This window comes from Streptomyces sp. NBC_00016 (assembly GCF_045040885.1).
Taxonomy (GTDB): Bacteria; Actinomycetota; Actinomycetes; order Streptomycetales; family Streptomycetaceae; genus Streptomyces; species Streptomyces coriariae.
Window position 1 is genome coordinate 4,157,062 of record NZ_CP108304.1, and the last position, 25,646, is coordinate 4,182,707.

A 25,646-nucleotide genomic window follows, 5' to 3' on the forward strand; every position below is an offset into this window, starting at 1 on the left:
GTCCGTCTGTGACACCGACGCGGTGAACTCCCCCGAGCGCCGCCACCGCAGCCGCGGCCGCCTCACGCCGTTCGTTCGTCCCCCGTCGCGAAGTACCGGTCCACGTACTCCCCCGGCGGCAGCGTGCTCCCGCGCATGAGGGAGAACACCTCGGCGCCGTCGCCGGGCGTTCCGAACAGGGTGAAGGCCTGGGCGAGCCGCGCGTACTCGACGCCGTCGAGGTCCTCGCAGTACTCGGCGGCCTCGGCCTCCGCCCGCTCGACCGCCTCGTCCGCCGACCGGGCCGTCCACAGGGTGATGCGCTCCTCGTAGACGCCCAGGGGGCCGTGCCGGAAGACACACCTGACGCCGTACCAGGACGGTTCGCCGGTCGGTTCGTCCGGGGTGGGGCCTGCGCACCCGCTCCTCGCGGACGGGCCGCGGCCGCTCACGTCGGGTCCGGCACCGGCTCGAACCGCCACCGGTGCGCGGCCCGGCTCACCAACGCCGCGTCGGGGTCGGGAAGTTCGGGGAGGACGGCGTCGTAGTCGGCGTCCCACCAGGTGATGACCAGCACCCGGTCCTGCGGGGCGCGGAAGGTCTCCCGGCGCCTGGGCGCGGGCGCGAGATCCTGCGCCCGCGCCCAGGCCAGCAGGTCATCGCCCCGGCCGTTGACCGCCCGGGCCTCCCACATCAGCGCGACCGTCATGAGTAGAGGTTGTCCTTGCCGGTCTCGTGGGCGTGGACGTGGTCGTGGTCGTGCGGGCGGCCCGGCACATGGGGGTCGGTCACCGGCAGCGAGGAGTCCGCCGACAGGTCCCAGTCGGACGCGGCGCGTCCCCGGGCCACCATCTCCGCGCCCAGGGCCGCCACCATCGCGCCGTTGTCCGTGCACAGCTTGGGGCGCGGCACGCGCAGCCGGATACCGGCGGCCTCGCAGCGCTCCTGGGCCAGGGCCCGCAGCCGGGTGTTCGCGGCCACGCCGCCGCCGATCATCAGGTGGTCGACACCCTCGTCCTTGCAGGCCCGTACGGCCTTGCGGGTCAGGACGTCCACGACCGCCTCCTGGAACGAGGCCGCCACGTCACGGACCGGGACCTCCTCGCCCGCCGCCCGCTTCGCCTCGATCCAACGGGCGACCGACGTCTTCAGCCCGGAGAAGGAGAAGTCGTACACCGGGTCGCGCGGGCCGGTCAGGCCGCGCGGGAAGGCGATCGCCGAGGGGTCGCCCTCGCGGGCGTAGCGGTCGATGACCGGGCCGCCCGGGAAGCCCAGGTTCAGCACCCGGGCGATCTTGTCGAAGGCCTCGCCCGCCGCGTCGTCGATGGTCGCGCCCATCGGACGGACGTCGGAGGTGATGTCGCTGGACAGCAGCAGGGACGAGTGGCCGCCGGAGACCAGCAGCGCCATCGTCGGCTCGGGCAGCGCGCCGTGCTCCAGCTGGTCCACGCAGATGTGGGAGGCGAGGTGGTTCACCCCGTAGAGGGGCTTGCCGAGGGCGTAGGCGTACGCCTTCGCCGCCGAGACGCCGACCAGCAGGGCACCGGCGAGACCGGGACCGGCGGTGACCGCGATGCCGTCGAGGTCCTTCGGGCTCACGCCCGCTTCCTTCAGGGCCCGCTCGATGGTCGGGACCATCGCCTCGAGGTGGGCCCGGGAGGCCACCTCCGGCACGACCCCGCCGAAGCGGGCGTGCTCGTCGACGCTGGAGGCGATCGCGTCCGCCAGCAGGGTCGTGCCGCGCACGACGCCCACGCCGGTCTCGTCGCAGGAGGTCTCGATCCCCAGAACCAGGGGTTCGTCAGCCATTGTTCTCGGTTTCCTGTGTCCCTTGTACCGGGGTCGGTACTGATGTCGATGGATCGGTCAGCCGCATCACCAGGGCGTCCACGTTCCCCGGCTGGTAGTAGCCGCGCCGGAAGCCGATGGCCTCGAAGCCGAAGCGTTCGTAGAGCTTCTGGGCGCGCACGTTGTCGATCCGGCACTCCAGCATGACCTCGGCGCACTCGAAGGCGGTCGCCGCGCGCAGCAGCTCCGTCAGCAGGCGGCCGCCGAGACCGGTGCTCCAGTGGCCGCGGGCGACGGCGATGGTCTGGACGTCGGCGAGGTCGCCGGCCGCGGCCAGGCCCGCGTACCCGACGATCCGCTCGCCCTCGGCCGTGGTCTCGACCGCGACGAGATAGCGCCGGGTCGCCTCGGGGCCCCGGGCATGGGCCAGGTCGGACCAGAACATGCCCCGTGACCAGGCGTCCTCGGGGAAGAGGTCCTTCTCCAGCTCCAGCACGGGTTCGATGTCCCACCAGCGCATCTCCCGCAGTACGGGCCGGCCGGTCGGGTTGGCGGCTTCGGTCACTTGGGGGTGACCACCTTGTAGTTCTTCGGCACCTGGGCGTCCGGCCGGCGCAGGTACAGCGGGCGCGGGGCCGGCAGCTCCTCGCCCCGGACGAGCCGCTCGGCGGCGAGCGAGGCGAGGGCGGCGGCGGAGACGTGCTCGGGCTCGTGCGCTTCGGGGAAGGTGTCCGGGTACAGCAGCGCGCCCGCGCCGACGGACGGCAGCCCGGCCACCTCGTCGGCGATGTCGGTCGGCCGGTCCACCGCGGGGCCCGACACCCGGGTCCTGGAGTTGTCGTAACGCGCCCAGTAGACCTCCTTGCGGCGGGCATCGGTCGCCACGACGAAGGGGCCTTCGAGGTCGGCCGCGTAGGCGAGGCCGTCGAGGGTGCACAGACCGTGCACCGGGACGCCGAGCGCGAGCCCGAAGGTGTCGGCGGTCATCAGACCGACTCTCAGCCCGGTGTACGGGCCGGGGCCGACGCCGACGACGATCCCGGTGACGGCGTCGAGACTGCGCCCGGCCCCGGCGAGCAGCCGGTCGACGGCCGGCAGCAGCAGCTCGCCGTGCCGGCGCGCGTCCACCTGACTCGAGGAGGCGATGACGTCCGTGCCGTCGTGGAGCGCGACGGTGACGGCGGGGGTGGCGGTATCCAGAGCGAGCAAGAGCACGCAAACAGCCTACGGCTCCCGTGCCCCGGACATGGCCGCGCCGGTCGGAGGCGTGATGACTGCTAACGTCACCGCGAAACGTGACGTACGGGACAGACTGGGTGGTCGTCGATGCCAAGCAACAGCTCGACTTTCGTGGCCGGGCTCACCGCGGCGGCCCTGGCGACGGTCGCGTTCCTCACCTTCCAGGCGTCGGCGAGCGCACCCGTCGACCTGTCCCGGCCGCAGCGCAGCGGCGCCCCCGCGAAGGCGGCGAAGGCGCCCCGGGACAAGGACCACCCCGCCGCGCTGCCGGCCGACTCCGGCCTCGGCACGCGGGTCGTGTACTCGCTGGACGACGACCGGGTCTGGCTGGTCGGTTCGGACGGCGGGGTCAAGCGCACGTTCAAGGTCGCCCCCGGCAGTGTGGACCCGCTCCCGGGCACGTACGCCGTCACCTCCCGCGCGGCTGCCATCACCGGCACCGACGGCACTCCCATCGAGCACGTCGTGCGCTTCACCACCGCCGACGACGTGACGATCGGCTTCAGCGCGGCGCTGGACGGCTCGCTGCCCGAGCCCGACCCGACGGTGAAGACGGGCGGCATCCGGCAGACCGTCGCGGACGGCGACGCGATGTGGGACTTCGCGACGATCGGACAGGCCGTCGTCGTGATCCCGTAGGGGTGGCCCGGGTCCGGGGTGCGGCGCCCGAGCATCCCGTGAACGTTCCGACGAGACGTCGGCAAAATGTTGCGTCGGATGTCCGGTGCGTGGTCACATGGTATCAACTTCGTAGTTAGGTCTACCTAACTACGCCCGCCCCCGAACCTCAGGAGGCGTCCATGTCGGTCACCGAGCCCAAGGGCCGGCCGTCGCGGCCGTTCACGCTCGCCGGTGTGTCCATGCGTGATCTGCTGGCCTCGTGCGCGGCCGCGGAAGCCGTCTCGACGCCGCCGCGGCTGCCGGACCCGGCACTCACCGAGCGGCCGGTGGAGCGTCCCAGGGCGGCGTGAGCCCCACCGGTGTCCGCCGCGGCGGACACCCGTCCGGCCGACCGCCCGCCGAGCACGGCGACCGCACCTCGATCAGGCCGACAGCACGCCGAGGTCCGCCGAGGCCCAGCGCTCGCCGAGCCCCGTCACCGTCACGTGCCGCACCTCGTCCGTGGTGTCGCCGACGGCACGGTGGATGAGGACCTGGAGCCGGTCGTCGGTCAGTTCCTCGACCTTGCCCTCGCCCCACTCCACGACGATCACCGACGCGGGCAGCGACACGTCGAGGTCGAGGTCCTCCATCTCGTCGAGCCCGCCGCCCAGGCGGTACGCGTCGACGTGGACGAGCGGCGGACCGTCCCCGAGGGAGGGGTGCACGCGGGCGATCACGAACGTCGGGGAGGTGACGGCACCCCGGATCCCGAGCCCCGCACCGAGCCCGCGGGTGAGCGTCGTCTTGCCCGCGCCGAGCTCCCCGCTGAGCATCACGAGATCACCCGCGCGCAACAGCTTGGCGAGACGACGGCCCAGCTCCCCCATCTGCTCGGGGGAGTTGACGACGATCTCGACGCGGTTTCCGACGCGGTTTCCGAGAGGTCCGGGCTCAGCCGGGTTGTGCGCTGCTGCTGGTGCTTCCATAGCCGTTCACGGTAGCTCCTGCGGGCACGGCACCCGCGCGGGTGAGCAGGTCGGCGAGGCGGTCGGTGACCACTTCCGGGTGTTCCAGCATCACGAGATGCCCGGCGTCGGGGACGAGGACCAGCTCGGCGTCCGGCAGCAGGTCGGCGATCGCCTCGCTGTGCTCGCTCGGCGTGACCAGGTCCCCGATCCCGGCGAGCACCAGCACCGGCATGTCGGTGAAACAGGCCAGCGCCTCGGTCTTGTCATGATCCGTGAACGCCGGATAGAACTCGGCGACCACGTCGATCGGCGTGCCCTCGATCATCCGCTCGGCGAACCGCGCCACCGCAGGATCCACGTCCCGCGACGCGAACGAGTACCGCTTGATGATCCCGGCGAAGAGATCGGCGGTGGCCCGCCGCCCCTTCTCCACCAGGGCCGCCTGCTGCCCCAGCGCCTTCAGCACCCCCGGCAGCACCCGCCGCACCGCGTTCACGCCCGCGACCGGCAGCCCGAAGTTGACCTCGCCGAGCCGCCCCGACGACGTACCGACGAAGGCGGTGGCGACGACCCGCTCACGGATCAGCTCGGGGTACAGCGCGGCCAGGGCCATCACCGTCATCCCACCCATGGAGTGCCCGACGAGCACGATCGGCCCCTCCGGCACGGCCGCGTCGATCACGGCCCTCAGGTCGCGCCCCAGCTGATCGATGGTGACCGGCTCGCCGTCCCGTATCTGGGCAGTGCCGCGCCCGGACCGGCCGTGACTGCGCTGGTCCCAGTGCACGGTCCGTACGACGCCCCGCAGGGCCGCCCGCTGGAAGTGCCAGGAGTCCTGGTTGAGGCAGTAGCCGTGGCTGAAGACCACGGTGACGGGGAGCGGGGCCTTGCGCCCGAAGAGCCTGCGCCGCCGGTTCGCCGGGCCGCCCTGCGGCTCGACGTCGTCGACCTCGTAGTACAGCTCGGTGCCGTCCTCGGCGTACGCCTTGCCGGGAGTGCCGCGCAGGCCGCCGTACGGCCCCGTCGAGTCGAGCGCGAGCCGGGCCTTCGCCCGCATGCCGCGGCCGACGGTCATCCGCTCCAGGGCGACACCCGCCGCGGCGCCCGCGGCGATCACGCCTATCGCGGCGCCGGCGATGCCGGTCGCCCGGCGCCACCCCCCGCCCGCCCCCGTGGCGGAGGCGGCAACGACCGCCGAGGCGGCGCTCGCCACCGCCTCCGCGCTGCTCTCGCTCACGTACCGCTCCTCTTTGGCCGATGCCCGTGTACTGACTGCGGGTTACCCGTCCTGGTCACTCGTTCACATAGACGCGGGGTACGCGCGATCCGATGCGCGTGACGATCTCGTACCCGATGGTGCCGGCCGCCTGGGCCCAGTCCTGTGCCGTGGGTTCACCGCGGTCGCCCGGTCCGAAGAGGACCGCCTCCGCGCCGGGGCCGGGCTCGTCGCCGCCGAGGTCGACGACGAACTGGTCCATGGCGATCCGGCCGGCCGCGGTGCGCCACTTTCCGGCGACCAGCACCGGACCGCTCCCGGAAGCGTGCCGGGGAACACCGTCCGCATAGCCGAGGGGGACCAGGCCCAGGGTGGTCTCGCCCGGGGTGACGTAGTGGTGGCCGTAGCTCACGCCGTGGCCGCCCGGGACGTGCTTCACCAGGGCCAGCGAGGCCGCGAGGGTCATCACCGGGCGCAGCCCGAAGTCGGCGGCGGAGCCCAGCTCGGGGCTGGGCGACAGGCCGTACATCGCGATGCCCGGGCGGACCAGGTCGAGGTGGGTCTCCGGGAGCGTGAGCGTGGCCGGGGAGTTGGCGATGTGCCGCACCTCGGGCCGCACGCCCTGCCGTTCGGCGTACGCCACCATCTCGTGGAAGCGGTCGAGCTGGGGCGCGATGGAGGGATGTCCGGGCTCGTCGGCGCAGGCGAAGTGCGACCACAGCCCGGTGACCCGGAGCAGCCCCTCGCCCTCGGCCCGCAGCGCCTCGCCCACCAGCTCGGGCCAGTCGGCGGGCTGGCAGCCGTTGCGCCCGAGCCCGGTGTCGGCCTTGAGCTGCACGCGGGCGGCCCGCCCGGCGGCCCGTGCCCCCTCGACGACCTCCCGCAGGGCCCAGAGCCCGCTCACCGACACATCGAGTCCGGCCTCGACCGCCTCCCGCCAGGGGCCACCCGGCGTCCACAGCCAGCACATGATCCTGACGTCCGCCGGCAGCCCGCCGTCCGCGCGCAGCGCCAGCGCCTCCTCGGGCGTGGCGGTGCCCACCCAGCCGGCGCCGGCCGCGACCGCGGCGCGGGCACAGGGGGCGGCCCCGTGCCCGTACCCGTCGGCCTTCACCACGGCCATGAACTCCGCGCCCGGCGCCTTGGCGCGCAACGTACGCACGTTGGCCCGCAGCGCGGCCAGGTCGATCTCGGCACGGGCGCGCGACGGGGTGGCGGGCGGCTTGGCAGTCTCACTCATCGCGCCCAGTGTCTCAGAGGGCCCGGACAGCCCCCTAGGTACCGGGCCGGTGCCCCCACACGTAGACCCGGTCGCCCTTCTTCAGCACACTCCACAGCTTGCGCGCGTCACCGACGGTGAGATTGACGCAGCCCATGGAGCCGATGGTGGTGTGGATGCTGTCGTAGACGGCGTGGAAGGCCTGGCCGCCGTCGAAGAACTGCGCATACGGCATTGGGGCGTTGTAGAGCGTGGAGACGTGGTTCTTGTGCCGCCAGTAGATGGTGTGCCACCCCTTGCGGGTCGGGTGCACGGCCCGCCCGCTGCGCATCGACACGGGTCCGAAGACGACCTTCGTCCCCTTCTGCACCCAGGTCAGTTGCCGGTCGAGATCGACGCAGGCGACCCGGTGGGTCCGCACCGGACACTTCTTCCTGGCATTGGGGTTCTTCCTCGCGGCGACGAGCTGCATCCGCGCCCAGGTGACGGGCCCGGCGAACCCGATCGCGGGCTCGATCCCCTGCTGCCGCTGGAACGCCCGGATCGCCTTGCAGTCGGCGGCGGACTGCTTCCCGTCCACGGTCAGCTTCAGCCACCGCTCGACCGCCCGCTGGTACGGCCCGACGCGCTTGCTGCACGCCACCCGGGTCATCACCTCGTCCAGCGGCACGTACTCGACGAGCGCGTACGTCCCCTCCACCGCGTCCCGCGGTTCGACGGCGTCCTCGGCCGCGGTGGGCGTGTACACCCTCGGCGCGAGCACCTGGTCGGGCGTGTCGATCTCCCAGGACGGAGGTGACGGAGGAGGAGCGGCGCGAGCAGGCGTACTCAGGGGAAGAAGCGCGACGGCAGCGAGAACGAGAGCCACGGTTCGTGTGCTGAACATCCGATCAGACAAGCGCGCCGCGAACGTCCCCCAGGACTGCCGCGCGGCAGCGTCACCCTTTCAGCGGGGGCACTCTCGGCCCGCCCGGCGGTCGGGAAGGGCAGGGAAGGGCAGGGAAGGGAAGGGGCGGCGGGGGCGAGAAACCCCTGTCCCCTACCGCCGCACGTCCCGCCAGGCCCCCGCGACCGCCGCAGCCACCTCATGCGCCCCCACCGGCGCCCCGTCCGCGGCGAACCGCCCCGCCAGCCCGTGCAGATAGGCCCCCACGCTCCCCGCGTCCAACGCGCTCAGCCCCGCCGCCAGCAACGACCCGGCAAGCCCCGACAGCACATCCCCGCTCCCGGCCGTGGCCAGCCACGCCGTCCCCGTCGCGTTCACCCGCACCACCCCCGCACCACCCGCGTCCGCGACCAGCGTCGTCGACCCCTTCAGCAGGACGGTCGCCCGGTAGCGGGCCGCCAGCTCCCGCGCGGAACGCAGCCGGGCCCCCTCCACCTCCTCCCGCGCCACCCCCAGCAGCGCGGCCGCCTCCCCCGCGTGCGGTGTCATCAGCGTCGGCGCGGTCCGCCCGCGCACCGCGTCGGCGTCCGCGAGCCGCAGCCCGTCGGCGTCGATCAGCACCGGCACCTCGGCGGACAGCACCTCCGCCACCGTCTTGGCGTCGTCCCCGGCGCCCGGCCCGACGACCCAGGCCTGCACCCGCCCGGCCTGCCGGGGCCCCTGGTCGGACACGAGCGTCTCGGGGAACCGCGCGACGACCGCGTCCCCGGCCGGCCCCACGTACCGCACGGCCCCCGCCCCGCCCCGCAGCGCCCCCGCGACGGCCAGCACGGCGGCCCCGGGATACCGGGCGGACCCGGCGGCGATCCCGACGACACCCCGCCGGTACTTGTCGCTCTCTCCGCCGGGCACGGGCAGCAGGGCGGCCACGTCCGCGTGCTGAAGGGCCGCCAGCTCGGGCTCGGCGGGCAACTCGCCCCCGAGCCCGATGTCGACGAGCCGCACCGACCCGGCGTACTCCCGCGCCGGATCGACGAGCAGCCCCGGCTTGTGCGTGCCGAAGGTGACGGTGACGTCGGCACGGATCGCGCTCCCGTGCACCTCGCCGGTGTCGGCGTCGACGCCGCTGGGCAGGTCGACGGCGACGACGGCGGCCCGGGCCCCGGCGACGATCGCGGCCAGCGAGGCCGCGTCCGGCCGCAGCCCGCCCTTCCCGCCGATCCCGACGATGCCGTCGAGCACGAGGTCGGCCCGCCGGACGACGGCTTCGGCGCCGGCCGGCGCGACCGTGTGCCCGCCCGCCCGGCGCAGGGCCGCGAGCCCTGCGGCGTGCGTCCGCTCGGGCGCGAGCAGCACCGCGGTCACGCCCGCCCCGCGCCGGGCGAGCCGGGCGCCGGCGTACAGGGCGTCACCCCCGTTGTCGCCGCTGCCGACCAGCAGCACCACCCGCCGCCCGTACACCCGCCCCAGCAGGTCGGCGCAGGCGGCGGCGAGCCCGGCGGCGGCCCGCTGCATGAGGGCCCCTTCCGGAACCCGGGCCATCAGCTCCCGCTCGGCACGACGGACGGTCTCGACGCGATAGGCAGTACGCATACCGTCGAGTCTCCCCCGGACTCCCCCGCCACCGCACGCCGTCACCGGACACCGTCAGCCCATCCTGCGGTGCGCCCGTCGGTTCACCCTGCGGAGCGCCCTCCGGCTCAGCCTTCGGCCACCACCACCGCCGAGGCGACGCCCGCGTCGTGACTCAGCGACACATGCCAGCTGCGCACTCCCAGTTCGGCCGCCCGCGCCGCGACACTCCCCTGCACCCGCAGCCGGGGCCGCCCGCTGTCCTCGACGTACACCTCCGCGTCCGTCCACAGCAGCCCGGGCGGCGCCCCCAGCGCCTTGGCGAGAGCCTCCTTCGCGGCGAACCGGGCCGCCAGCGAGGCGGCACCCCGCCGCTCCCCGCTCGGCAGCAGCAACTCGCTCTCCAGGAAGAGCCGCTGGGCCAGCCCGGGTGTCCGCTCCATTGACGCCGCGAACCGCTCGATCTCGGCCACGTCGATACCGACCCCGATGATGCTCATGCCGAGCACCCTACGGCCGGACTGTCACAGCCTGCTGCTAGCCTGCGGCGACTTGATCACGTCAGTCGAAAAGCAGGATTTCACCGCCGCACGCGCTGGGGGGCCAGCCCGCGTGCCGCGGACAGTGACGCCAGGGGGCGGAGGAATGACCAGCACCACCAACGGCACGGCCGGAGGCGGACCCACGAGCGGTTGGGGACCGACCTTCGACCCGTACGACAACACACCCGAGCTGATCCCGATGCGCACCGCCGCGCAGGCCGGACACTGGCCGACGGTGCGGGCCTGGTTCGCGGGCCTCGACTCGGTCGACAAGCTCTCCTCCGCCGTCGGCCTCCTCGCCGACCTCCCCGGCGTCGAGAACTTCCTGGAGCGGGCGGCGGCGGAATCGCCCGGCGACCCGCTGCCGCGCACGCTGCTGGCCGAGCGGTACGTCTACATCGGCTGGGACATCCGCAGCGGCGCCCGCGCCCAGCACGTCTCGCGGGACCAGTTCACCCAGTTCCACGACTGGCTGCGCAGGGCCGAGCAGCTGCTGATCGAGATCTGCGCCGAGCACCCCTCGTACGCCCCCGCCTGGACCGCCCGGCTGATGACCGCGCGCGGCCTCCAGCTGGGACAGGCCGAGGCGCGCCGCCGCTACGACCGCCTGTCCGCCCACCACCCGCACCAGTACCACGCGCAGGTCCAGCTGCTCCAGCAGCTGTGCCCGAAGTGGAGCGGCTCCTGGGAGGCGGCGCACGGCTTCGCCCGCGAATGCGCGACCGCGGCCCCCGACGGCTCGAACTCCGGCGCCCTGGTCGCCCTCGCGCACATCGAGCGCTGGCTCGACCTGGACAGCGGCGAGGACGCGGCCTACATGCGGGGCCTGTCGGTCCGCGACGACCTGCGCAACGCCGCCCAGGTCTCCGTGCTGCACCCGGCCCACCGGCCCGACTGGAACTCGCTCGGCGCGCACAACGCGTTCGCGTTCGCCTTCTCGCTCGGCAACCACTGGGAGTACGCGGCCCCGCACTTCGCCTTCATCGGCGACCGCGCGACCGAGTCCCCGTGGCACTACGTGCCCGACAAGAAGTCCTCGTTCCTCAAGTCCCGCAAGGCCGCGCTGGAATCCCGAGGAGGCGGCAACCGATGAGCACCGACCTGCACGAGCACGACGACCGCGCCGATCTCGACGCCCTCGCCGGCCTCGTCTCGCACACCACCACCCAGCACATCCCCACCCTCTACGCCCCCGCCTCGGGCAACGAGATCACCGCCGGCCTCTTCTTCCGGGTGGGCCGCGCCGACGAGACCCTGGCCACCGCCGGCCTCACCCACCTCGTCGAACACCTCGCCCTGCACCGCCTCGGCCTGTCCGATCTGCACTACAACGGCGCGACGGCGAACGCGTACACCCTCTTCCACGTCACCGGCAGCGAGGAGGAGGTCGTCAAGTACCTCAACAGCGTGTGCGCGGGACTGCGGGATCTGCCGATGGAGCGGCTGGAGACCGAGAAGGAGATCCTGCGCACCGAGGCGGCCGGCCGGGGCAACGGCCCCCAGCACCAGATGCCGCTGTGGCGGTACGGCGCCCAGGGCTACGGCCTGTCGAGCTACAACGAGCTCGGTACCTGGAGCCTGACCCCGGACCAGGTGCGCCACTGGGCCGAGACCCGCTTCACCAGGGACAACGCGGTGCTGTGGATCACCAGCGACCGGGTCCCCGACGGACTGGACCTCACGCTCCCCCAGGGCACCCGCTTCCCCGCTCCGGCCGCGACCGGCGCACTGCCCAGGACTCCCGCGTTCATCAGCGGAGACGACGGCCATGTCGTCCTCACCTCGGTGCTCCGCCGCTCCACCGCGGCCAGCGTCTTCGCGGACGTCCTCGGCCGGGCCCTCTTCCAGGACCTGCGCCAGGAGGGCGGCTACTCCTACTCCGCGGAGGCCGACTACACCCCGCGCGACGCCGACTTCGCCACCCTCACCGCGTACGCGGACTCCCTCCCGCAGAAGCAGGACGCGGTCGTCGGCGGCTTCGTCGACACCCTCGCCCGGCTGCGCGCGGGCCGCATCGAGCAGTCCGAACTGGACTCCGCCCGCGCCAAGCTCCTCAAGATGTACGACACCCCCGACCTCGCGGCGGCCGCGCTCCCCTCGTACGCGCTGAGCCTGCTGCTCGGGCACCGGATCCTCACCCCCGAGCAGCACCGGTCCGAGCTGAACGCGGTGACCACGGACGACCTGCGCGAGGTCGCCCGGGAGACCTGGGACAACGCGCTCCTCCAGGTACCGGGCCGAGGGGTCGACTGGGCGGGCCTCACCCTCGCCCCGCAGCACTCGCAGGCCGCCGTGACCGGCACCCGCCACCAGTCCCTGGAGGACGAGGAGGTCACCCTGGTCATCGGCGCCGAGGGGGTGAGCCTGCTGACCCCGAGGGGCCCGGTCACCGTCCGCTACGACGCCTGCTCGGCGATGACCGCCCGCCCCGACGGCGCCCGCACCCTGACCGGCCACGACGGCTTCTCGGTCACCGTGGAGCCCACCCTGTACCGAGGAGTGACACCGGAACGCATCGCCGCGCTGGACGCGGCCGTGCCCGCCGGGGCAGTGGTACGGATGCCGGCCCGCGAGCCCGACCGCATCCCCCAGCCGCGCAAGCGCACCTCCGGCCCGCGGTCCGCCGGCAACGGCCGCTCCACGGTGGGCTGGACCATCGCCCTCTGGCTGGTCGGCCTGCTCGCGGCGGCATGGGGCCTGCTGTGCGGGATCATCACCGCCGACGAGTCCTCGGCGACCGCCCCGGAGTGGGACGCGGTGGTCGGCATCTGGATCCTGGAACTCCCCCTCGCCTTCGCCACCTGGAAGGTCTACGCGGCCAGAAGACAACGCGTCCGGAGCTGACAAGCGCCCCTGGGGGCGGGGGCCGTCGCAGACGGTCCGGCCCCCAGAGGCGCGGGGCCCTGTCGATCTGCGGCTCCGCCGCGTGGGCGCGACCAGCCACGGCGCACCCGCACCCGCGCGCGGCGAGAACCCCCACCCCCCTCAGGCGCCCCCGCTCACCCCACCCCTCACTCCACCGTCACCGACTTCGCGAGGTTACGAGGCTGGTCCACCTCGTTGCCTCGCGCAGTAGCCAGCTCACACGCGAACACCTGCAACGGAACCGTCGCGACCAACGGCGACAACAGCACCGGCGTGACCGGGATCCGCACGAGATGGTCGGCGTACGGCACCACCGTCTCGTCCCCCTCCTCCGCGATCACGATCGTCCGCGCCCCCCGGGCCCGGATCTCCTGGATGTTGGACACGATCTTGTCGTGCAGGACGGACCGCCCCCGGGGCGACGGCACCACCACGACGACCGGCAGATCCTCCTCGATGAGCGCGATCGGCCCGTGCTTCAGCTCACCCGCGGCGAACCCCTCCGCGTGCATGTAGGCGAGCTCCTTCAGCTTCAGCGCGCCCTCCAGCGCGACGGGATACCCGACGTGCCGCCCGAGGAACAGCACGGTGTCCTTGTGGGCGAGGGACCGCGCCAGTTCCCGCACCGGCCCCATGGTCTCCAGCACCCGCTCGACCGCACCGGAGATCTGCGCGAGGTCCCGGATGACGGCCCGGATCTCGTCACCCCACTTGGTGCCGCGCACCTGGCCCAGATACAGCGCGACGAGATAGCAGGCCACCAACTGCGTCAGGAACGCCTTGGTCGAGGCGACGGCCACCTCCGGCCCGGCATGCGTGTACAGCACCGCGTCCGACTCGCGGGGGATCGTCGACCCGTTGGTGTTGCAGATCGCCAGCACCTTGGACCCCTGCTCCCGCGCGTGCCGCAGCGCCATGAGCGTGTCCATCGTCTCCCCGGACTGGGAGATGGCGATGACCAGGGACCGCGAGTCGAGGATCGGGTCCCGGTAGCGGAACTCGCTGGCCAGCTCCACCTCGCACGGGATCCGCGTCCAGTGCTCGATGGCGTACTTGGCGATGAGGCCCGCGTGGAAGGCCGTACCGCACGCGACGATGACGACCTTGTCGACCTCCCGCAGCTCGGAGGCCGGGATCCGCACCTCGTCGAGCGACAGCGCGCCGGAGGCGTCGATGCGGCCGAGCAGGGTGTCGGCGACGGCCTTGGGCTGCTCGGCGATCTCCTTGAGCATGAAGTAGTCGTAGCCGCCCTTCTCCGCGGCCGACGCGTCCCAGTCGACGTGGTACGACCGGACGTCCGCCGGGCGCCCGTCGAAGCCGGTCACCGTCACACCGTCCCGCCGCAGCTCGACGACCTGGTCCTGGCCCAGCTCGATCGCCGACCGGGTGTGCGCGATGAACGCGGCGACGTCCGAGGCGAGAAAGGCCTCGCCCTCCCCGACGCCCACCACGAGCGGCGAGTTCCGGCGCGCGCCGACCACCACGTCCGGCTCGTCGGCATGCGCCGCGACCAGCGTGAACGCCCCCTCCAGCCGTCGGCACACCAGCCGCATCGCCTCGGCGAGGTCGGCCGTCACCGAGAACTCCTCGGCGAGCAGATGGGCCACCACCTCGGTGTCGGTCTCGGAGAACAGCTCGTGCCCCCGCTCGGCCAGTTCGGCCCGCAGTACGGCGAAGTTCTCGATGATCCCGTTGTGCACGACGGCGACCCGCCCGGCGTTGTCGAGATGCGGATGCGCGTTGGCGTCCGTCGGCCCGCCGTGTGTGGCCCACCGGGTGTGCCCGATGCCCGTCGTCCCGGTCGGCAGTGGCCGGGCCGCGAGCTCCTTCTCCAGATTGACGAGCTTGCCCGCCTTTCTCGCGGCGGCCAGCCCTCCGTCCGCCAGCACGGCGATACCCGCCGAGTCGTAGCCCCGGTACTCCAGCCGCCTCAGCCCGGCCAGCACTACCTCCAGCGCCGACTGAGACCCCACGTATCCCACGATTCCGCACATGCGCCGCAGCCTACGACCGAATCACGCCCGGAAAGAGCCTCCGCGTGCCCGATTTCGGAAATTCCCACGGCTGTACGCCCCCTCGGCCGGGCGTGACGGACCCCACCCACCATCCTGTTCAAACTCCGTTAACAATGGACTGTGATCTCTCCGGTCTCCCCGATGCCCCGGAGCGCCCACCGGCACAGGCCGGAGGCGACTCCCTTCGTCGACCTCACCCGATCCGAGTGGAGCGCGCTGCGCGAGAAGACTCCGCTGCCGCTGACCGCCGAGGAGGTCGAGAAGCTGCGCGGCCTCGGTGACGTCATCGACCTCGACGAGGTACGTGACATCTACCTGCCGCTGTCGCGCCTGCTCAATCTCTACGTGGGCGCCACCGACGGCCTGCGCGGCGCCCTGAACACCTTCCTCGGCGAACAGGGCTCCCAGTCCGGCACCCCGTTCGTGATAGGCGTCGCGGGCTCGGTGGCGGTCGGCAAGTCGACCGTCGCCCGGCTCCTGCAGGCCCTGCTGTCCCGCTGGCCGGAGCACCCGCGCGTGGAGCTGGTCACCACGGACGGCTTCCTGCTCCCCACCAGGGAGCTGGAGGCCCGCGGCCTGATGTCCCGCAAGGGCTTCCCCGAGTCCTACGACCGCCGCGCGCTGACCCGCTTCGTGGCCGACATCAAGGCGGGCAAGGGCGAGGTCACCGCGCCCGTCTACTCCCACCTGATCTACGACATCGTCCCGGACCGCAAGCTCACCGTCCGGCGCCCCGACATCCTCATCGTCGAGGGCCTGAACGTCCTTCAGCCCGCCCTGCCCGGCAAGGACGGCCGCACCCGCGTCGGCCTCGCCGACTACTTCGACTTCAGCGTGTACGTCGACGCGAGCGCCGAGGACATCGAACGCTGGTACCTCAACCGGTTCCGGAAGCTCCGTCAGACGGCCTTCCAGAAACCGGACTCGTACTTCAGGAAGTACACCCAGGTCTCCGAGGACGAGGCCGTCGACTACGCCCGCACCCTCTGGCGCACCATCAACAAGCCCAACCTGGTGGAGAACATCGCGCCCACCCGGGGCCGGGCCACCCTGATCGTCCGCAAGGGCCAGGACCACAAGGTGCAGCGGCTGAGCCTGCGCAAACTCTGACGGCTACCCTGCCTCCATGCTGCACCTGCGTCTGATCACCCCGTCGGGCAGCACCGACGACGTGGTCGCCCTGATCGAGAACACCGTCGGCACCACCCACCTCGTGGTGGTGCCGGGGGCGGCCCGCAACCCGGCCGGCGATGTCGTGATGTGCGACGTGGCACGCGAAGCCGGCGACGAACTCCTCACCGGACTACAGCGGTTGGGCCTCGACGAGACCGGCTCGATCGCCGTGGAGAACATCGACCTGTCGCTCTCGCTGCGCGCCGACAAGGCCGAGGCGGAGGCACCGGGCGAGGGTGCCGACGCGGTCCTGTGGGAGCACCTCACGGACGCCACCCACGAGGAGTCGACGCTCTCCGTCACCTATCTCGCGTTCATCACGCTCGCCACGATGATCGCGGCCTGCGGTGTGGTGCTCGACAACGCGGTCCTGATCGTGGGCGCGATGGCCGTGGGCCCGGAGTTCGGCCCCCTGGCCGGCGTCTGCACGTCGATCGTGCAGCGCGCTCCCCGCCTGGCCCTGCGCTCGCTGATCGCCCTGCTGGTCGGCTTCGCGGTGGCGATGGCGATGACGGTGGGCTTCAGCCTCTTCATGGACGCGATCGACCTGTTCAGCAAGGAACAACTGGAGGCCGACCGCCCCCAGACCGGCTTCGTCTACGCCCCCGACGCCTTCTCCTTCATCGTGGCCGTTCTGGCGGGCGCCGCCGGCACCCTCTCCCTGACCTCGGCGAAGTCCGGCGCCCTGGTGGGCGTCGCCATCTCGGTCACGACGGTCCCGGCAGCCGCCAACGCCGCCGTGGCCCTCAGCTACGGCGACATGGCACAAACCCGGGGCTCGACAGAACAACTCCTGCTGAACCTCCTGGGCATCATCCTGGCCGGCACCCTGACCCTGCTGGCCCAGAAGTACCTCTGGGCCAGACAACGCGACCGAACCAACGCGGGCTAGCGCGAGAGCCCTGCTCGCAGGAGCACGACGGAACGGATCAACACCGCCCAGCCACCGAGCCCTCAGGGGCGCGGGGAACTGCGCGACAAGCCACGGCGAACCCGCAGCCCGCACCGCACAGAACCCCCACCCCGAACCCGCCAGGAACGCGCCAGGAACCCACCCGGAAGACGGGCGCGCCGCTCAGCCCAGCGCCGACTTCACGACATCGGCCAGCCGCCCGGCAACAGACCGAGCCTGGTCGATATCCGCGGCCTCGACCATCACCCGCACGAGCGGCTCGGTCCCGGAAGGCCGAAGCAACACCCGCCCGGTGGCCCCGAGTTCCCGCTCCGCCTCCCCGACGGCAGTCGCCAGCTCGGCAGAGTCCCCCACCCGCGACCTGTCGACGTCCGGCACATTGATCAGCACCTGCGGCAACCGCTCCATCACCGAGGCCAGCTCCCGCAGCGAACGGCCGCTCTCGGCGACCCGCGCCGCCAGCATCAGCCCCGTCAGCGTCCCGTCACCGGTCGTCGCGTGGTCGAGGATGATCACGTGCCCGGACTGCTCGCCCCCGAGCGCGTACCCGTGCTCCTTCATCTCCTCCAGCACATACCGGTCGCCGACGGCGGCCTGCACGAGCTGGATCCCCTCCCGCTCCATGGCCAGCTTGAAGCCGAGGTTGGACATGACGGTCGCGACAACGGTGTCGGACCGCAGCGCGCCCCGCTCCCGCATGGCCAGCGCGAGCACGGCGAGAATCTGGTCGCCGTCGACCTCGTCACCCGTGTGGTCCACGGCCAGGCACCGGTCGGCGTCCCCGTCGTGCGCGATGCCGAAGGCGGCCCCGTGCTCGATGACCGCGGCCTTCAGCTTGTCCAGGTGCGTGGACCCGCACCCGTCGTTGATGTTGAGCCCGTCCGGCTCCGCCCCGATGGTCACGATCTCCGCGCCGGCCCGCGTGAACGCCTCCGGCGACACCCGGGCGGCGGCGCCGTGCGCCTCGTCGAGGACGATCTTCAGCCCGTCCAGCCGGTTGGGAAGCACGGCGATGAGGTGCGCGACGTAGCGGTCGAAGCCCTCGTCGTACGTCCGCACGCGTCCGACGCCGCTGCCGGTGGGCCGGCTCCAGGGCGCGCCGGTGCGGTGCTCCTCGTAGACGGACTCGATCCTGCCCTCGAGCTCGTCGGCCAGCTTGTGGCCGCCGCGGGCGAAGAACTTGATGCCGTTGTCGGGCATGGCGTTGTGGCTGGCGGAGAGCATCACGCCGAGGTCGGCGCCCAGCACACCGGTGAGATAGGCGACTGCGGGCGTCGGCAGCACGCCGACCTTCAGCACGTCCACGCCGGCGCTCGCCAGACCGGCCACCACGGCGGCCTCCAGGAACTCCCCGGACGCGCGCGGGTCCCGTCCGACGACTGCCACCGGCCGGTGGCCCTCGAACGTGCCCGCCTCGGCCAGCACATGCGCCGCCGCGACGGACAGGCCGAGCGCCATCTCCGCCGTCAGATCCGCGTTGGCGACACCGCGCACGCCGTCCGTGCCGAAGAGTCGTCCCACTTGTCCTCCTGAGGAAGCGTCAGTTTCAAAAGCCGTGCGGGTGCGTCGGACGATCGACCGACCAGTCGGTCGACGGCGGCTCCGCATCCAGGCATTGGATGCCCTGAACATCCGATCACACAAGCCTTTGAGCACCTTGTGCCGTTATACGCCCACGGCTGCGAGAAAACGAACGCCCCGGCGACACTGTGGCGTGCCGCCGGGGCGTTCGGAGTACGTACGAGCGGACCGCACGGGTCCGACCCGGAATACGTACGAGCAGGCAGCGAAGCTTAGCGCTTGCTGTACTGCGGGGCCTTGCGGGCCTTCTTGAGACCGGCCTTCTTGCGCTCGACCGCACGGTCGTCACGCGTGAGGAAGCCGGCCTTCTTGAGGGCGCCACGGTTGTTGTCGACGTCGGCCTCGTTCAGCGCGCGGGCGACACCGAGACGGAGCGCACCGGCCTGACCGGAGACACCGCCACCCGAGATACGGGCGATGACGTCGTAGCGGCCTTCGAGCTCGAGCACCTTGAAGGGCTCGTTGACTTCCTGCTGGTGCACCTTGTTCGGGAAGTAGTCCTCGAGGGTGCGACCGTTGATCTTCCACTTGCCGGTGCCCGGAACGATCCGGACGCGGGCGATGGCGTTCTTGCGGCGACCCAGGCCGGCGGCCGGCTGGGGCTCGCCGAAGCGGGAGGCGAGGGACTCCGAGGTGTACTCACCCTCGACGGGGACCTCGGACTCGGTGGTGTAGCTGTCGATGTCGACGAGCTCGGTCTCTTCGAGCGGCTGCTCGGCAGTGGTCTCGGCCACGGTTCTCCTCAGTTCTTTTCAGCTAGGGGTGTGGCCGGAATTACTGCGCGACCTGGGTGATCTCGAACGGCACCGGCTGCTGAGCCGCGTGCGGGTGCACGTCACCCTTGTAGACCTTCAGCTTCGACAGCATCTGACGGCCCAGCGTGTTCTTGGGGAGCATGCCCTTGACGGCCTTCTCGACGGCCTTCTCGGGGTTGTTCGCGAGGAGGTCGTCGTAGCGCACGGAGCGCAGACCGCCCGGGTACCCGGAGTGGCGGTACGCCATCTTCTGGGTCCGCTTGTTGCCGGAGAGGTGCACCTTGTCGGCGTTGATGATGATGACGAAGTCACCGGTGTCGACGTGGGGCGCGTAGATCGGCTTGTGCTTGCCCCGGAGGAGGGACGCGGCAGTGGTGGCGAGACGGCCCAGGACGATGTCCTGAGCGTCGATGACGTGCCACTGGCGCGTCACATCGCCGGGCTTGGGGCTGTACGTACGCACGGTTCGTAGCCTTCGCTTCTTCAGTGAATTGGTCCTGACAAGGTCACCGAAGACGATCACGACAGCCCAGACCGCACTGCGGTGACGCAAACCGCGTGCTGGTCGCTGGTCATCGGCCCGGTGGACCGGTGTAAGGGCCCGTCCCGTGAGAAGAGCAAGCCAATACACAACGAAGATGCAGGATACCCGCGTCTCGGGGGCCGGGTCAAAACGGGCCTGCCATCCGATCACACGTGAGCATGTCAGCCTGACCGGAACCCGCCGTCGGAAACCCCCTCCCGGAGTGGCCTGCGCCACACTACAGGTCCCGGCCTGCGAATATGCCGCACCAACCACCCGGAGATGTCACGTTTGCCCGCACTCGCACCGGGAACACCGGGGACTTCAGCGCCGGTTGAGGCGGAACAGCATCCCCCGCTCCCCGTCTAAGATGCGGCCCATGAGCTATGGGCAGGGGGGACCTCAGTCCCAGTGGGATCCGTGGAAACCGAACTCCCAGCAGCCGTGGACCAGCGGCGATGACGGCCGGACCCCGGACTGGGCCGCACTCGCGGAGGCGTCCGAGACGCGCAACAAACGCCGTCGCCTGTTCTTCATAGGCGGCGGCGCGCTCGCCACGCTCGCCATCGGCACCGCCGTGGCCATGGCCGTGGTGTCGGCGAACGGCAGCGACGAGGCGAACAAGCCGACTTCCTCGCTGCCCGCGACCGACCTGCCGAGCGCGTCCACCACGCCCTCCTTCGCGCCGACCAGCGCCCCGCCCCCGCTGGACCCGAAGGAGTTCGTCGCCAGCAAGGCCAAGGACACCGCCCCCAACGGGCCTGACCTGCTCTTCCCCGGCACCCAGCTGACCATGGGCTCGGCCGTGTACAAGAAGGGCCCCAAGGCCGACAGCACCACCTGCACCACGGGCGTCCAGGGCACCCTGCCCAAGGTGCTCACCGCCAATGACTGCACCCGCCTCATGCGCATCACCTACACCAAGGACAACATCGCGGTCACGGTCGGTGTGGCGGTCTTCGACACCGAGGCACAGGCCCTCAAGGTCAAGAGCCAGGCCGACAAGCAGAGCATCGTCAAGGCCCTCACCGGCGGGGACGTCAAGACCTTCTGCGACGGCGCGATCTGCCGCTCGACGACCAACTCCTACGGCCGGTACGCCTACTTCACCATCACCGGCTTCACGGACGGCAAGGACGTGACCACGAAGGACACGGCCGTCTTCGCCGCGGGCGACGATCTCGCGGAGTTCACCTTCCAGCGGATCCGTCAGCGCGGCGAGGCCCAGGCGTCCGCGGCGGCCGCGAACTGACCGCGGACGCCGACGCGGGGCCGGCAGGTCAGCAGCACCCGGCCCCGGGCAGCGTCCGCCTGTTGCGCGCCTCCTTGTTGCGTGCGGCGAGCAGCTCGTCGGCCGGGTAGCCGACCTCCTCCAGCGTCAGCCCGTGCGGCCGTACGACATGCACGGCCGAGTCCCGCACGCCCGCGGCCAGCACCTTCCCGGGCCACTCCGGACCCCGGTGCCCGTCGCCGACGAACAGCAGCGCCCCGATCAGCGAACGCACCATGTTGTGGCAGAAGGCGTCGGCCCGGACGGTCGCGGTGACGACCCCGTCCTCGCCGCGCACCAGGCTCAGCTCCTGGAGCGTGCGAATGGTCGTCGCCCCCTCCCGCCGCTTGCAGTAGGCGGCGAAGTCGTGCTCGCCGAGCAGCCGCCGGGCGGCCTCGTTCATGGCGTCGACGTCGAGCGGCCAGTCGTGCCAGAGGACGTGGCTGCGCAGCAGGGGGTCGACACCCCCCGGGTTGTCGGTGACCCGGTACGCGTAGCGCCGCCAGATCGCCGAGAACCGCGCGTTGAACCCGGCGGGCGCCTCCTCCAGGGACCAGATCCGCACATCCTTGGCGAGCCGCCCGGCGAGCCGCTTGAGCAGCTTCTCCCGGTGCTCGGCCCACAGCTCCTCCGGCAGGTCGACGTGCGCCACCTGCCCGCGCGCGTGCACACCGGCGTCCGTCCGCCCAGCCACTGTCAGCTCGTACGTGGTCTCCCTCGACCGGGTCACGGTCCGCAGGGCGTCCTCGATCTCCCCCTGCACGGTCCGCCGCCCGCCGGCCTGCTTGGCCCACCCGGAGAACCCGCTCCCGTCGTACGAGAGGTCCATCCGCACCCGTACGAACCCGGGCTGTACTTCGTCACTCACTCCTGGATCCTCTCAAGCCTGCGACCTTCGAAGACGCCTCCGGCGGTGCCTCCGGAAACGCGGAACGGGCCCGCCCCGAAGGGCGGACCCGTCCACTGCGAGGCGATGCCTCAGGCGTCCTTGGACTCCTCGGCCGCAGCCTCGTCGGCCGGCTTGGCGTCCTCGACGGCCTCGTCCTTCTTGAGGCTGTCTTCCTTGACCGCACGCTTGGTGGCGGCCTCGGCCTCACCCGTGGCCTGCTGCGCGACGGTCAGCGCCTCGACCAGCTCGATGACAGCCATGGGCGCGTTGTCGCCACGACGGTTACCGATCTTGGTGATGCGGGTGTAGCCACCCGGGCGGTTCTCGTAGCGCGGGCCGATCTCGGTGAAGAGCGTGTGCACGATGCTCTTGTCCGTGATCACCTGGAGCACCTGACGACGGTTGTGAAGGTCGCCCTTCTTCGCCTTGGTGACCAGACGCTCGGCGTACGGACGCAGCTTGCGCGCCTTCGCCTCGGTGGTGGTGATGCGGCCGTGCTCGAACAGCGACTTCGCGAGGTTCGCGAGGAGCAGCTTCTCGTGCGCGGCGCTGCCGCCCAGACGGGCACCCTTGGTGGGCTTCGGCATGGTCTTTCTCCTAAGTGTCTGCCCCGGCCGTATCAGGTACCGAGGTCAGTGTCCGAGCGGGCGATTACCCGTCGAAGATCCGACGCGCCCCGAAGGGGCGAGTCGGAAGGGGCGCGGGGAACTGCGCGACAAGCCACAGCGCACCCGCACCCAGGAACCAGCAGTCGGTCCCGAGCTCTTAGTACTGCTCGGTCTCGACGAAGCCGGCGTCCGCGTCGTCGTCGGCGCCGAAGGCGTCGGCGGCGGCGGTGGGGTCGAATCCGGGCGGGCTGTCCTTGAGCGCGAGGCCCATGCCGGCCAGCTTCGCCTTGACCTCGTCGATGGACTTCGCACCGAAGTTGCGGATGTCCAGCAGGTCGGCCTCGGAGCGGGCGACGAGCTCACCCACGGAGTGGATGCCCTCACGCTTGAGGCAGTTGTACGACCGAACGGTGAGCTCGAGCTCCTCGATCGGCAGGGCGAGATCGGCGGCGAGAGCGGCGTCCGTGGGGGACGGGCCCATGTCGATGCCCTCGGCGTCGATGTTCAGCTCGCGGGCGAGACCGAACAGCTCGACCAGCGTCTTACCGGCGGAGGCCATGGCGTCACGCGGACGCATCGCCTGCTTGGTCTCGACGTCGACGATCAGCTTGTCGAAGTCGGTGCGCTGCTCGACACGCGTGGCCTCGACCTTGTACGTGACCTTGAGAACCGGCGAGTAGATCGAGTCGACCGGGACACGCCCGATCTCCTGACCGAGCTGCTTGTTCTGCACGGCGGAGACGTAACCGCGACCGCGCTCGACGGTCAGCTCCATCTCCAGCTTGCCCTTGCCGTTGAGCGTGGCGAGGACGAGGTCGGGGTTGTGCACCTCGACACCGGCCGGGGGCGCGATGTCGGCGGCGGTGACCAGACCCGGGCCCTGCTTGCGCAGGTACATCACGACCGGCTCGTCGTGCTCCGAGGAGACGACCAGCTGCTTGATGTTGAGGATCAGGTCGGTGACGTCCTCCTTGACGCCCGGCACGGTGGTGAACTCGTGCAGCACGCCGTCGATACGGATGGACGTGACCGCCGCACCCGGGATCGAGGACAGGAGGGTCCGGCGCAGGGAGTTTCCGAGGGTGTAACCGAAGCCCGGCTCCAGCGGCTCGATCACGAACCGGGAGCGGAACTCGTCGACGACCTCTTCGGTCAACGAGGGACGCTGAGCAATCAGCATGTTGCGATCCTTCAGTCATGGACGCCCGCTATTTGACGTCCTGCTGTTAATGCAAGGGTACGGGCGGCACGCCTCCGAGGAGACGTACCGCCCGGACCCCGGTCAAACCTGAGACAACCGTGCGTCAGACGCGGCGACGCTTGGGCGGACGGCAGCCGTTGTGCGGGGTCGGGGTGACGTCCTGGATGGAGCCGACCTCGAGGCCCGTCGCCTGCAGGGAGCGGATGGCGGTCTCACGACCGGCGCCCGGGCCCTTGACGAAGACGTCGACCTTGCGCATGCCGTGCTCCTGCGCGCGACGGGCAGCCGACTCGGCGGCCATCTGCGCGGCGAACGGCGTGGACTTGCGCGAGCCCTTGAAACCGACGTGGCCGGCGGAGGCCCACGAGATCACGTTTCCGGCCGGGTCCGTGATGGACACGATCGTGTTGTTGAACGTGCTCTTGATGTGCGCCTGGCCGTGCGCGACGTTCTTCTTTTCCTTGCGGCGCACCTTCTTGGCAGCGCCCTGACGACCCTTGGGGGGCATCTACAAACTCCTACGGGGAGGTGGTCGGTCCTACAGCGAAGACCGCTGATGAAGCGTTGTCCCGCTGAGGACTACTTCTTGCCCGGCTTCTTCTTGCCGGCGATGGCGCGACGCGGGCCCTTGCGGGTACGAGCGTTCGTGCTGGTGCGCTGACCGCGGACAGGCAGACCACGACGGTGACGGAGACCCTGGTAGCAACCGATCTCGACCTTGCGGCGGATGTCGGCCTGGATCTCGCGACGAAGGTCACCCTCGGTCTTGATGTTGGCGTCCACGTACTCGCGGATCGCGACGAGCTGCTCCTCGGAGAGGTCGCGAACGCGGGTGTTCGGGTCGACGCCGGTCGCTGCCAGCGTCTCCTGGGAGAGGGTCCGGCCGATGCCGAACACGTAGGTGAGGGCGACCTCCACACGCTTTTCGCGCGGGATGTCGACACCGGAAACGCGTGCCATTCAATGGCTCCAGTTGATCTTCGGAGGTCTTCCGCAGAACCGACTCCCATCCGCCGGCCTCCTCCTGTCGCTCGATGAGCGAGGGAGGATTAGGTACGAATGGGTCCCCGGCCTCCGAGCCGGGGGTATCAGGAGGGAGAACCCGCCTGGGATCTGCGTATGAACAAATTCAGCTCGCGTCGCGCGAAGTCTCTGCGATATCGATGCAGAGGGTGTGATCTGTAAGCGATCAGCCCTGGCGCTGCTTGTGGCGCGGGTTCTCGCAAATGACCATGACCCGACCGTGACGGCGGATCACCCTGCACTTGTCGCAGATCTTCTTGACGCTCGGCTTGACCTTCATTGGGTGAGGTTCTCCGGGTCAGTTGCCGACAGCCCCGAACGCCCGACCGGGCGCACGAAGACCTGGGCAAGATCTACTTGTAGCGGTAGACGATCCGGCCACGCGTCAGGTCGTACGGAGACAACTCCACCACGACCCGGTCGTCAGGGAGGATACGGATGTAGTGCATACGCATCTTGCCGCTGATGTGTGCCAGGACCTGGTGGCCGTTCTGGAGCTCGACCTTGAACATGGCGTTCGGAAGAGACTCGACGACAGTGCCCTCGATCTCGATGGCACCTTGCTTCTTGGCCACGCTTCGCCCTTCGAATCGACTACCTTGATCGACTCCCCTGCGTTTCCCCTAAGGGTGCATGCAGACATGCGGGTGCACGAGAGCCGACGAGTCAGTCTACGTCAGGCCCCGCGGAAACACGAATCCGGAAGTCTGCCCCACAGAGGAGATCCTTAAGCGAACCACCCACCCGACCCGGCCTCTCAGCCCGTCCGGCATCTCAGCCCGTCCGGCGTTGAGGACGAGGTCCTTCAGGCCAAGGGG

General features: G+C 71.1%; 29 protein-coding genes. 7 read left to right on the forward strand and 22 right to left on the reverse strand.

From position 1 onward, the window contains the following. Positions 1-62: 62 nt before the first annotated feature. From OG933_RS18215 to tsaB, 5 genes are read right to left on the reverse strand one after another with little or no spacing between them, the layout of a single operon-like run. Positions 63-431, reverse strand: a complete 369-nt coding sequence (locus tag OG933_RS18215) for a hypothetical protein (protein ID WP_405627860.1) — start codon at positions 429-431, stop codon at positions 63-65. Further along, on the reverse strand, positions 428-688 hold the full coding sequence (locus OG933_RS18220; RefSeq protein ID WP_362517816.1) for a hypothetical protein: 261 nt from the start codon (positions 686-688) through the stop codon (positions 428-430). The genes OG933_RS18215 and OG933_RS18220 overlap by 4 nt, the downstream gene beginning before the upstream one ends. After that, positions 685-1,788 carry a tRNA (adenosine(37)-N6)-threonylcarbamoyltransferase complex transferase subunit TsaD gene (gene tsaD, locus OG933_RS18225; RefSeq protein WP_362517819.1) on the reverse strand — a complete coding sequence of 368 codons (1,104 nt, stop codon included), beginning with the start codon at positions 1,786-1,788 and terminating at the stop codon, positions 685-687. Before tsaD ends, OG933_RS18220 begins: the two co-directional genes overlap by 4 nt. Continuing rightward, positions 1,781-2,287, reverse strand: coding sequence for a ribosomal protein S18-alanine N-acetyltransferase (gene rimI / locus OG933_RS18230; protein ID WP_362518341.1), 507 nt, complete (start codon positions 2,285-2,287; stop codon positions 1,781-1,783). Before rimI ends, tsaD begins: the two co-directional genes overlap by 8 nt. A 41-nt stretch (positions 2,288-2,328) precedes the next feature. Next, a complete protein-coding gene (gene tsaB / locus OG933_RS18235) occupies positions 2,329-2,982 on the reverse strand; it encodes a tRNA (adenosine(37)-N6)-threonylcarbamoyltransferase complex dimerization subunit type 1 TsaB (protein ID WP_405627861.1) in 654 nt (217 codons plus the stop codon). A gap of 111 nt (positions 2,983-3,093) precedes the next feature. Here tsaB and OG933_RS18240 point away from each other — a divergent pair, with 111 nt between their 5' ends. Both OG933_RS18240 and OG933_RS18245 read left to right on the forward strand, forming a co-directional pair. Next, positions 3,094-3,645, forward strand: a complete 552-nt coding sequence (locus tag OG933_RS18240) for a hypothetical protein (RefSeq protein WP_362517822.1) — start codon at positions 3,094-3,096, stop codon at positions 3,643-3,645. Between the two features lie 161 nt (positions 3,646-3,806). Further along, positions 3,807-3,977, forward strand: coding sequence for a hypothetical protein (locus OG933_RS18245; RefSeq protein ID WP_362268704.1), 171 nt, complete (start codon positions 3,807-3,809; stop codon positions 3,975-3,977). Between the two features lie 72 nt (positions 3,978-4,049). On the opposite strand, the gene tsaE is transcribed toward OG933_RS18245, so the two are convergent. The 6 genes from tsaE to OG933_RS18275 form a co-directional block, all read right to left on the reverse strand. After that, positions 4,050-4,595, reverse strand: a complete 546-nt coding sequence (tsaE, locus tag OG933_RS18250; RefSeq protein ID WP_362517825.1) for a tRNA (adenosine(37)-N6)-threonylcarbamoyltransferase complex ATPase subunit type 1 TsaE — start codon at positions 4,593-4,595, stop codon at positions 4,050-4,052. Further along, entirely contained in the window at positions 4,561-5,814 is a 1,254-nt protein-coding gene (locus tag OG933_RS18255) for an alpha/beta hydrolase (RefSeq protein ID WP_362517828.1), read from the reverse strand. Before OG933_RS18255 ends, tsaE begins: the two co-directional genes overlap by 35 nt. A gap of 55 nt (positions 5,815-5,869) precedes the next feature. Beyond that, positions 5,870-7,033 carry an alanine racemase gene (gene alr, locus OG933_RS18260; protein ID WP_362517831.1) on the reverse strand — a complete coding sequence of 388 codons (1,164 nt, stop codon included), beginning with the start codon at positions 7,031-7,033 and terminating at the stop codon, positions 5,870-5,872. Between the two features lie 34 nt (positions 7,034-7,067). Next, a complete protein-coding gene (locus OG933_RS18265) occupies positions 7,068-7,760 on the reverse strand; it encodes a L,D-transpeptidase family protein (RefSeq protein ID WP_405627864.1) in 693 nt (230 codons plus the stop codon). 291 nt (positions 7,761-8,051) lie between these two features. Beyond that, positions 8,052-9,491: an NAD(P)H-hydrate dehydratase gene (locus OG933_RS18270; RefSeq protein ID WP_362517837.1), complete on the reverse strand. Its 1,440-nt coding sequence runs from the start codon at positions 9,489-9,491 to the stop codon at positions 8,052-8,054. 107 nt (positions 9,492-9,598) lie between these two features. Beyond that, a complete protein-coding gene (locus OG933_RS18275; protein WP_020132181.1) occupies positions 9,599-9,970 on the reverse strand; it encodes a holo-ACP synthase in 372 nt (123 codons plus the stop codon). 145 nt (positions 9,971-10,115) lie between these two features. Between OG933_RS18275 and OG933_RS18280 the strand changes: the two genes are divergently transcribed. Beyond that, positions 10,116-11,105, forward strand: a complete 990-nt coding sequence (locus OG933_RS18280; RefSeq protein ID WP_362517840.1) for a hypothetical protein — start codon at positions 10,116-10,118, stop codon at positions 11,103-11,105. Beyond that, a complete protein-coding gene (locus OG933_RS18285) occupies positions 11,102-12,856 on the forward strand; it encodes a M16 family metallopeptidase (protein ID WP_405627866.1) in 1,755 nt (584 codons plus the stop codon). Before OG933_RS18280 ends, OG933_RS18285 begins: the two co-directional genes overlap by 4 nt. 167 nt (positions 12,857-13,023) lie before the next feature. Here the strand turns inward: OG933_RS18285 and glmS are convergent, their stop codons facing one another. Then, complete coding sequence (glmS, locus tag OG933_RS18290) at positions 13,024-14,871, reverse strand: glutamine--fructose-6-phosphate transaminase (isomerizing) (RefSeq protein ID WP_405627867.1); 1,848 nt, start codon at positions 14,869-14,871, stop codon at positions 13,024-13,026. 162 nt (positions 14,872-15,033) lie between these two features. On the opposite strand from glmS, the gene coaA reads away from it, so the two are divergent. Both coaA and OG933_RS18300 read left to right on the forward strand, forming a co-directional pair. Continuing rightward, positions 15,034-16,002 (forward strand): type I pantothenate kinase, encoded by a 969-nt coding sequence (coaA, locus tag OG933_RS18295; RefSeq protein ID WP_200839773.1) that lies wholly within the window; start codon positions 15,034-15,036, stop codon positions 16,000-16,002. 16 nt (positions 16,003-16,018) lie between these two features. Further along, complete coding sequence (locus tag OG933_RS18300) at positions 16,019-16,957, forward strand: DUF389 domain-containing protein (RefSeq protein WP_362517849.1); 939 nt, start codon at positions 16,019-16,021, stop codon at positions 16,955-16,957. 183 nt (positions 16,958-17,140) lie between these two features. Here the strand turns inward: OG933_RS18300 and glmM are convergent, their stop codons facing one another. The 3 genes from glmM to rplM all read right to left on the reverse strand — a co-directional run bounded on the left by glmM (position 17,141) and on the right by rplM (position 19,777). After that, complete coding sequence (gene glmM, locus OG933_RS18305) at positions 17,141-18,499, reverse strand: phosphoglucosamine mutase (protein WP_054242352.1); 1,359 nt, start codon at positions 18,497-18,499, stop codon at positions 17,141-17,143. A 272-nt stretch (positions 18,500-18,771) separates the two neighbouring features. Beyond that, the gene (rpsI, locus tag OG933_RS18310) at positions 18,772-19,293 is read right to left on the reverse strand and encodes a 30S ribosomal protein S9 (protein ID WP_020132188.1); all 522 of its coding nucleotides are present in this window, start codon (positions 19,291-19,293) and stop codon (positions 18,772-18,774) included. Positions 19,294-19,333: 40 nt separating this feature from the next. Then, positions 19,334-19,777 carry a 50S ribosomal protein L13 gene (gene rplM / locus OG933_RS18315; protein WP_020132189.1) on the reverse strand — a complete coding sequence of 148 codons (444 nt, stop codon included), beginning with the start codon at positions 19,775-19,777 and terminating at the stop codon, positions 19,334-19,336. A 439-nt stretch (positions 19,778-20,216) separates the two neighbouring features. On the opposite strand from rplM, the gene OG933_RS18320 reads away from it, so the two are divergent. Then, entirely contained in the window at positions 20,217-21,089 is an 873-nt protein-coding gene (locus OG933_RS18320; protein WP_362517855.1) for a hypothetical protein, read from the forward strand. A gap of 28 nt (positions 21,090-21,117) precedes the next feature. Here the strand turns inward: OG933_RS18320 and truA are convergent, their stop codons facing one another. The 7 genes from truA to infA form a co-directional block, all read right to left on the reverse strand. Continuing rightward, complete coding sequence (gene truA / locus OG933_RS18325) at positions 21,118-21,975, reverse strand: tRNA pseudouridine(38-40) synthase TruA (protein WP_028807234.1); 858 nt, start codon at positions 21,973-21,975, stop codon at positions 21,118-21,120. Between the two features lie 110 nt (positions 21,976-22,085). Continuing rightward, positions 22,086-22,583: a 50S ribosomal protein L17 gene (gene rplQ, locus OG933_RS18330; RefSeq protein ID WP_020132192.1), complete on the reverse strand. Its 498-nt coding sequence runs from the start codon at positions 22,581-22,583 to the stop codon at positions 22,086-22,088. Positions 22,584-22,761: 178 nt separating this feature from the next. Continuing rightward, the gene (locus tag OG933_RS18335; RefSeq protein WP_081553201.1) at positions 22,762-23,784 is read right to left on the reverse strand and encodes a DNA-directed RNA polymerase subunit alpha; all 1,023 of its coding nucleotides are present in this window, start codon (positions 23,782-23,784) and stop codon (positions 22,762-22,764) included. 124 nt (positions 23,785-23,908) lie between these two features. Then, a complete protein-coding gene (rpsK, locus tag OG933_RS18340; RefSeq protein WP_010354218.1) occupies positions 23,909-24,313 on the reverse strand; it encodes a 30S ribosomal protein S11 in 405 nt (134 codons plus the stop codon). A gap of 71 nt (positions 24,314-24,384) precedes the next feature. Then, positions 24,385-24,765, reverse strand: coding sequence for a 30S ribosomal protein S13 (rpsM, locus tag OG933_RS18345; RefSeq protein WP_020132619.1), 381 nt, complete (start codon positions 24,763-24,765; stop codon positions 24,385-24,387). 229 nt (positions 24,766-24,994) lie between these two features. Next, positions 24,995-25,108, reverse strand: coding sequence for a 50S ribosomal protein L36 (rpmJ, locus tag OG933_RS18350; RefSeq protein ID WP_003998809.1), 114 nt, complete (start codon positions 25,106-25,108; stop codon positions 24,995-24,997). Between the two features lie 73 nt (positions 25,109-25,181). Continuing rightward, the gene (gene infA / locus OG933_RS18355) at positions 25,182-25,403 is read right to left on the reverse strand and encodes a translation initiation factor IF-1 (protein ID WP_003948620.1); all 222 of its coding nucleotides are present in this window, start codon (positions 25,401-25,403) and stop codon (positions 25,182-25,184) included. Positions 25,404-25,646: the final 243 nt, after the last annotated feature.

Coding starts and splice junctions, on each gene's coding strand:
- rpmJ (WP_003998809.1), bottom strand. CDS start 25,108: ATGAAGGTCAAGCCGAGCGTCAAGAAGATCTGCGACAAGTGCAGGGTG.
- OG933_RS18300 (WP_362517849.1), top strand. CDS start 16,019: ATGCTGCACCTGCGTCTGATCACCCCGTCGGGCAGCACCGACGACGTG.
- OG933_RS18240 (WP_362517822.1), top strand. CDS start 3,094: ATGCCAAGCAACAGCTCGACTTTCGTGGCCGGGCTCACCGCGGCGGCC.
- OG933_RS18280 (WP_362517840.1), top strand. CDS start 10,116: ATGACCAGCACCACCAACGGCACGGCCGGAGGCGGACCCACGAGCGGT.
- OG933_RS18245 (WP_362268704.1), top strand. CDS start 3,807: ATGTCGGTCACCGAGCCCAAGGGCCGGCCGTCGCGGCCGTTCACGCTC.
- rpsK (WP_010354218.1), bottom strand. CDS start 24,313: ATGCCCCCCAAGGGTCGTCAGGGCGCTGCCAAGAAGGTGCGCCGCAAG.
- glmS (WP_405627867.1), bottom strand. CDS start 14,871: ATGTGCGGAATCGTGGGATACGTGGGGTCTCAGTCGGCGCTGGAGGTA.
- OG933_RS18285 (WP_405627866.1), top strand. CDS start 11,102: ATGAGCACCGACCTGCACGAGCACGACGACCGCGCCGATCTCGACGCC.
- OG933_RS18275 (WP_020132181.1), bottom strand. CDS start 9,970: ATGAGCATCATCGGGGTCGGTATCGACGTGGCCGAGATCGAGCGGTTC.
- coaA (WP_200839773.1), top strand. CDS start 15,034: ATGCCCCGGAGCGCCCACCGGCACAGGCCGGAGGCGACTCCCTTCGTC.
- OG933_RS18320 (WP_362517855.1), top strand. CDS start 20,217: ATGAGCTATGGGCAGGGGGGACCTCAGTCCCAGTGGGATCCGTGGAAA.
- rpsM (WP_020132619.1), bottom strand. CDS start 24,765: ATGGCACGCGTTTCCGGTGTCGACATCCCGCGCGAAAAGCGTGTGGAG.
- OG933_RS18270 (WP_362517837.1), bottom strand. CDS start 9,491: ATGCGTACTGCCTATCGCGTCGAGACCGTCCGTCGTGCCGAGCGGGAG.
- alr (WP_362517831.1), bottom strand. CDS start 7,033: ATGAGTGAGACTGCCAAGCCGCCCGCCACCCCGTCGCGCGCCCGTGCC.
- tsaE (WP_362517825.1), bottom strand. CDS start 4,595: ATGGAAGCACCAGCAGCAGCGCACAACCCGGCTGAGCCCGGACCTCTC.
- rimI (WP_362518341.1), bottom strand. CDS start 2,287: ATGCGCTGGTGGGACATCGAACCCGTGCTGGAGCTGGAGAAGGACCTC.
- OG933_RS18220 (WP_362517816.1), bottom strand. CDS start 688: ATGACGGTCGCGCTGATGTGGGAGGCCCGGGCGGTCAACGGCCGGGGC.
- OG933_RS18335 (WP_081553201.1), bottom strand. CDS start 23,784: ATGCTGATTGCTCAGCGTCCCTCGTTGACCGAAGAGGTCGTCGACGAG.
- rplQ (WP_020132192.1), bottom strand. CDS start 22,583: ATGCCGAAGCCCACCAAGGGTGCCCGTCTGGGCGGCAGCGCCGCGCAC.
- tsaD (WP_362517819.1), bottom strand. CDS start 1,788: ATGGCTGACGAACCCCTGGTTCTGGGGATCGAGACCTCCTGCGACGAG.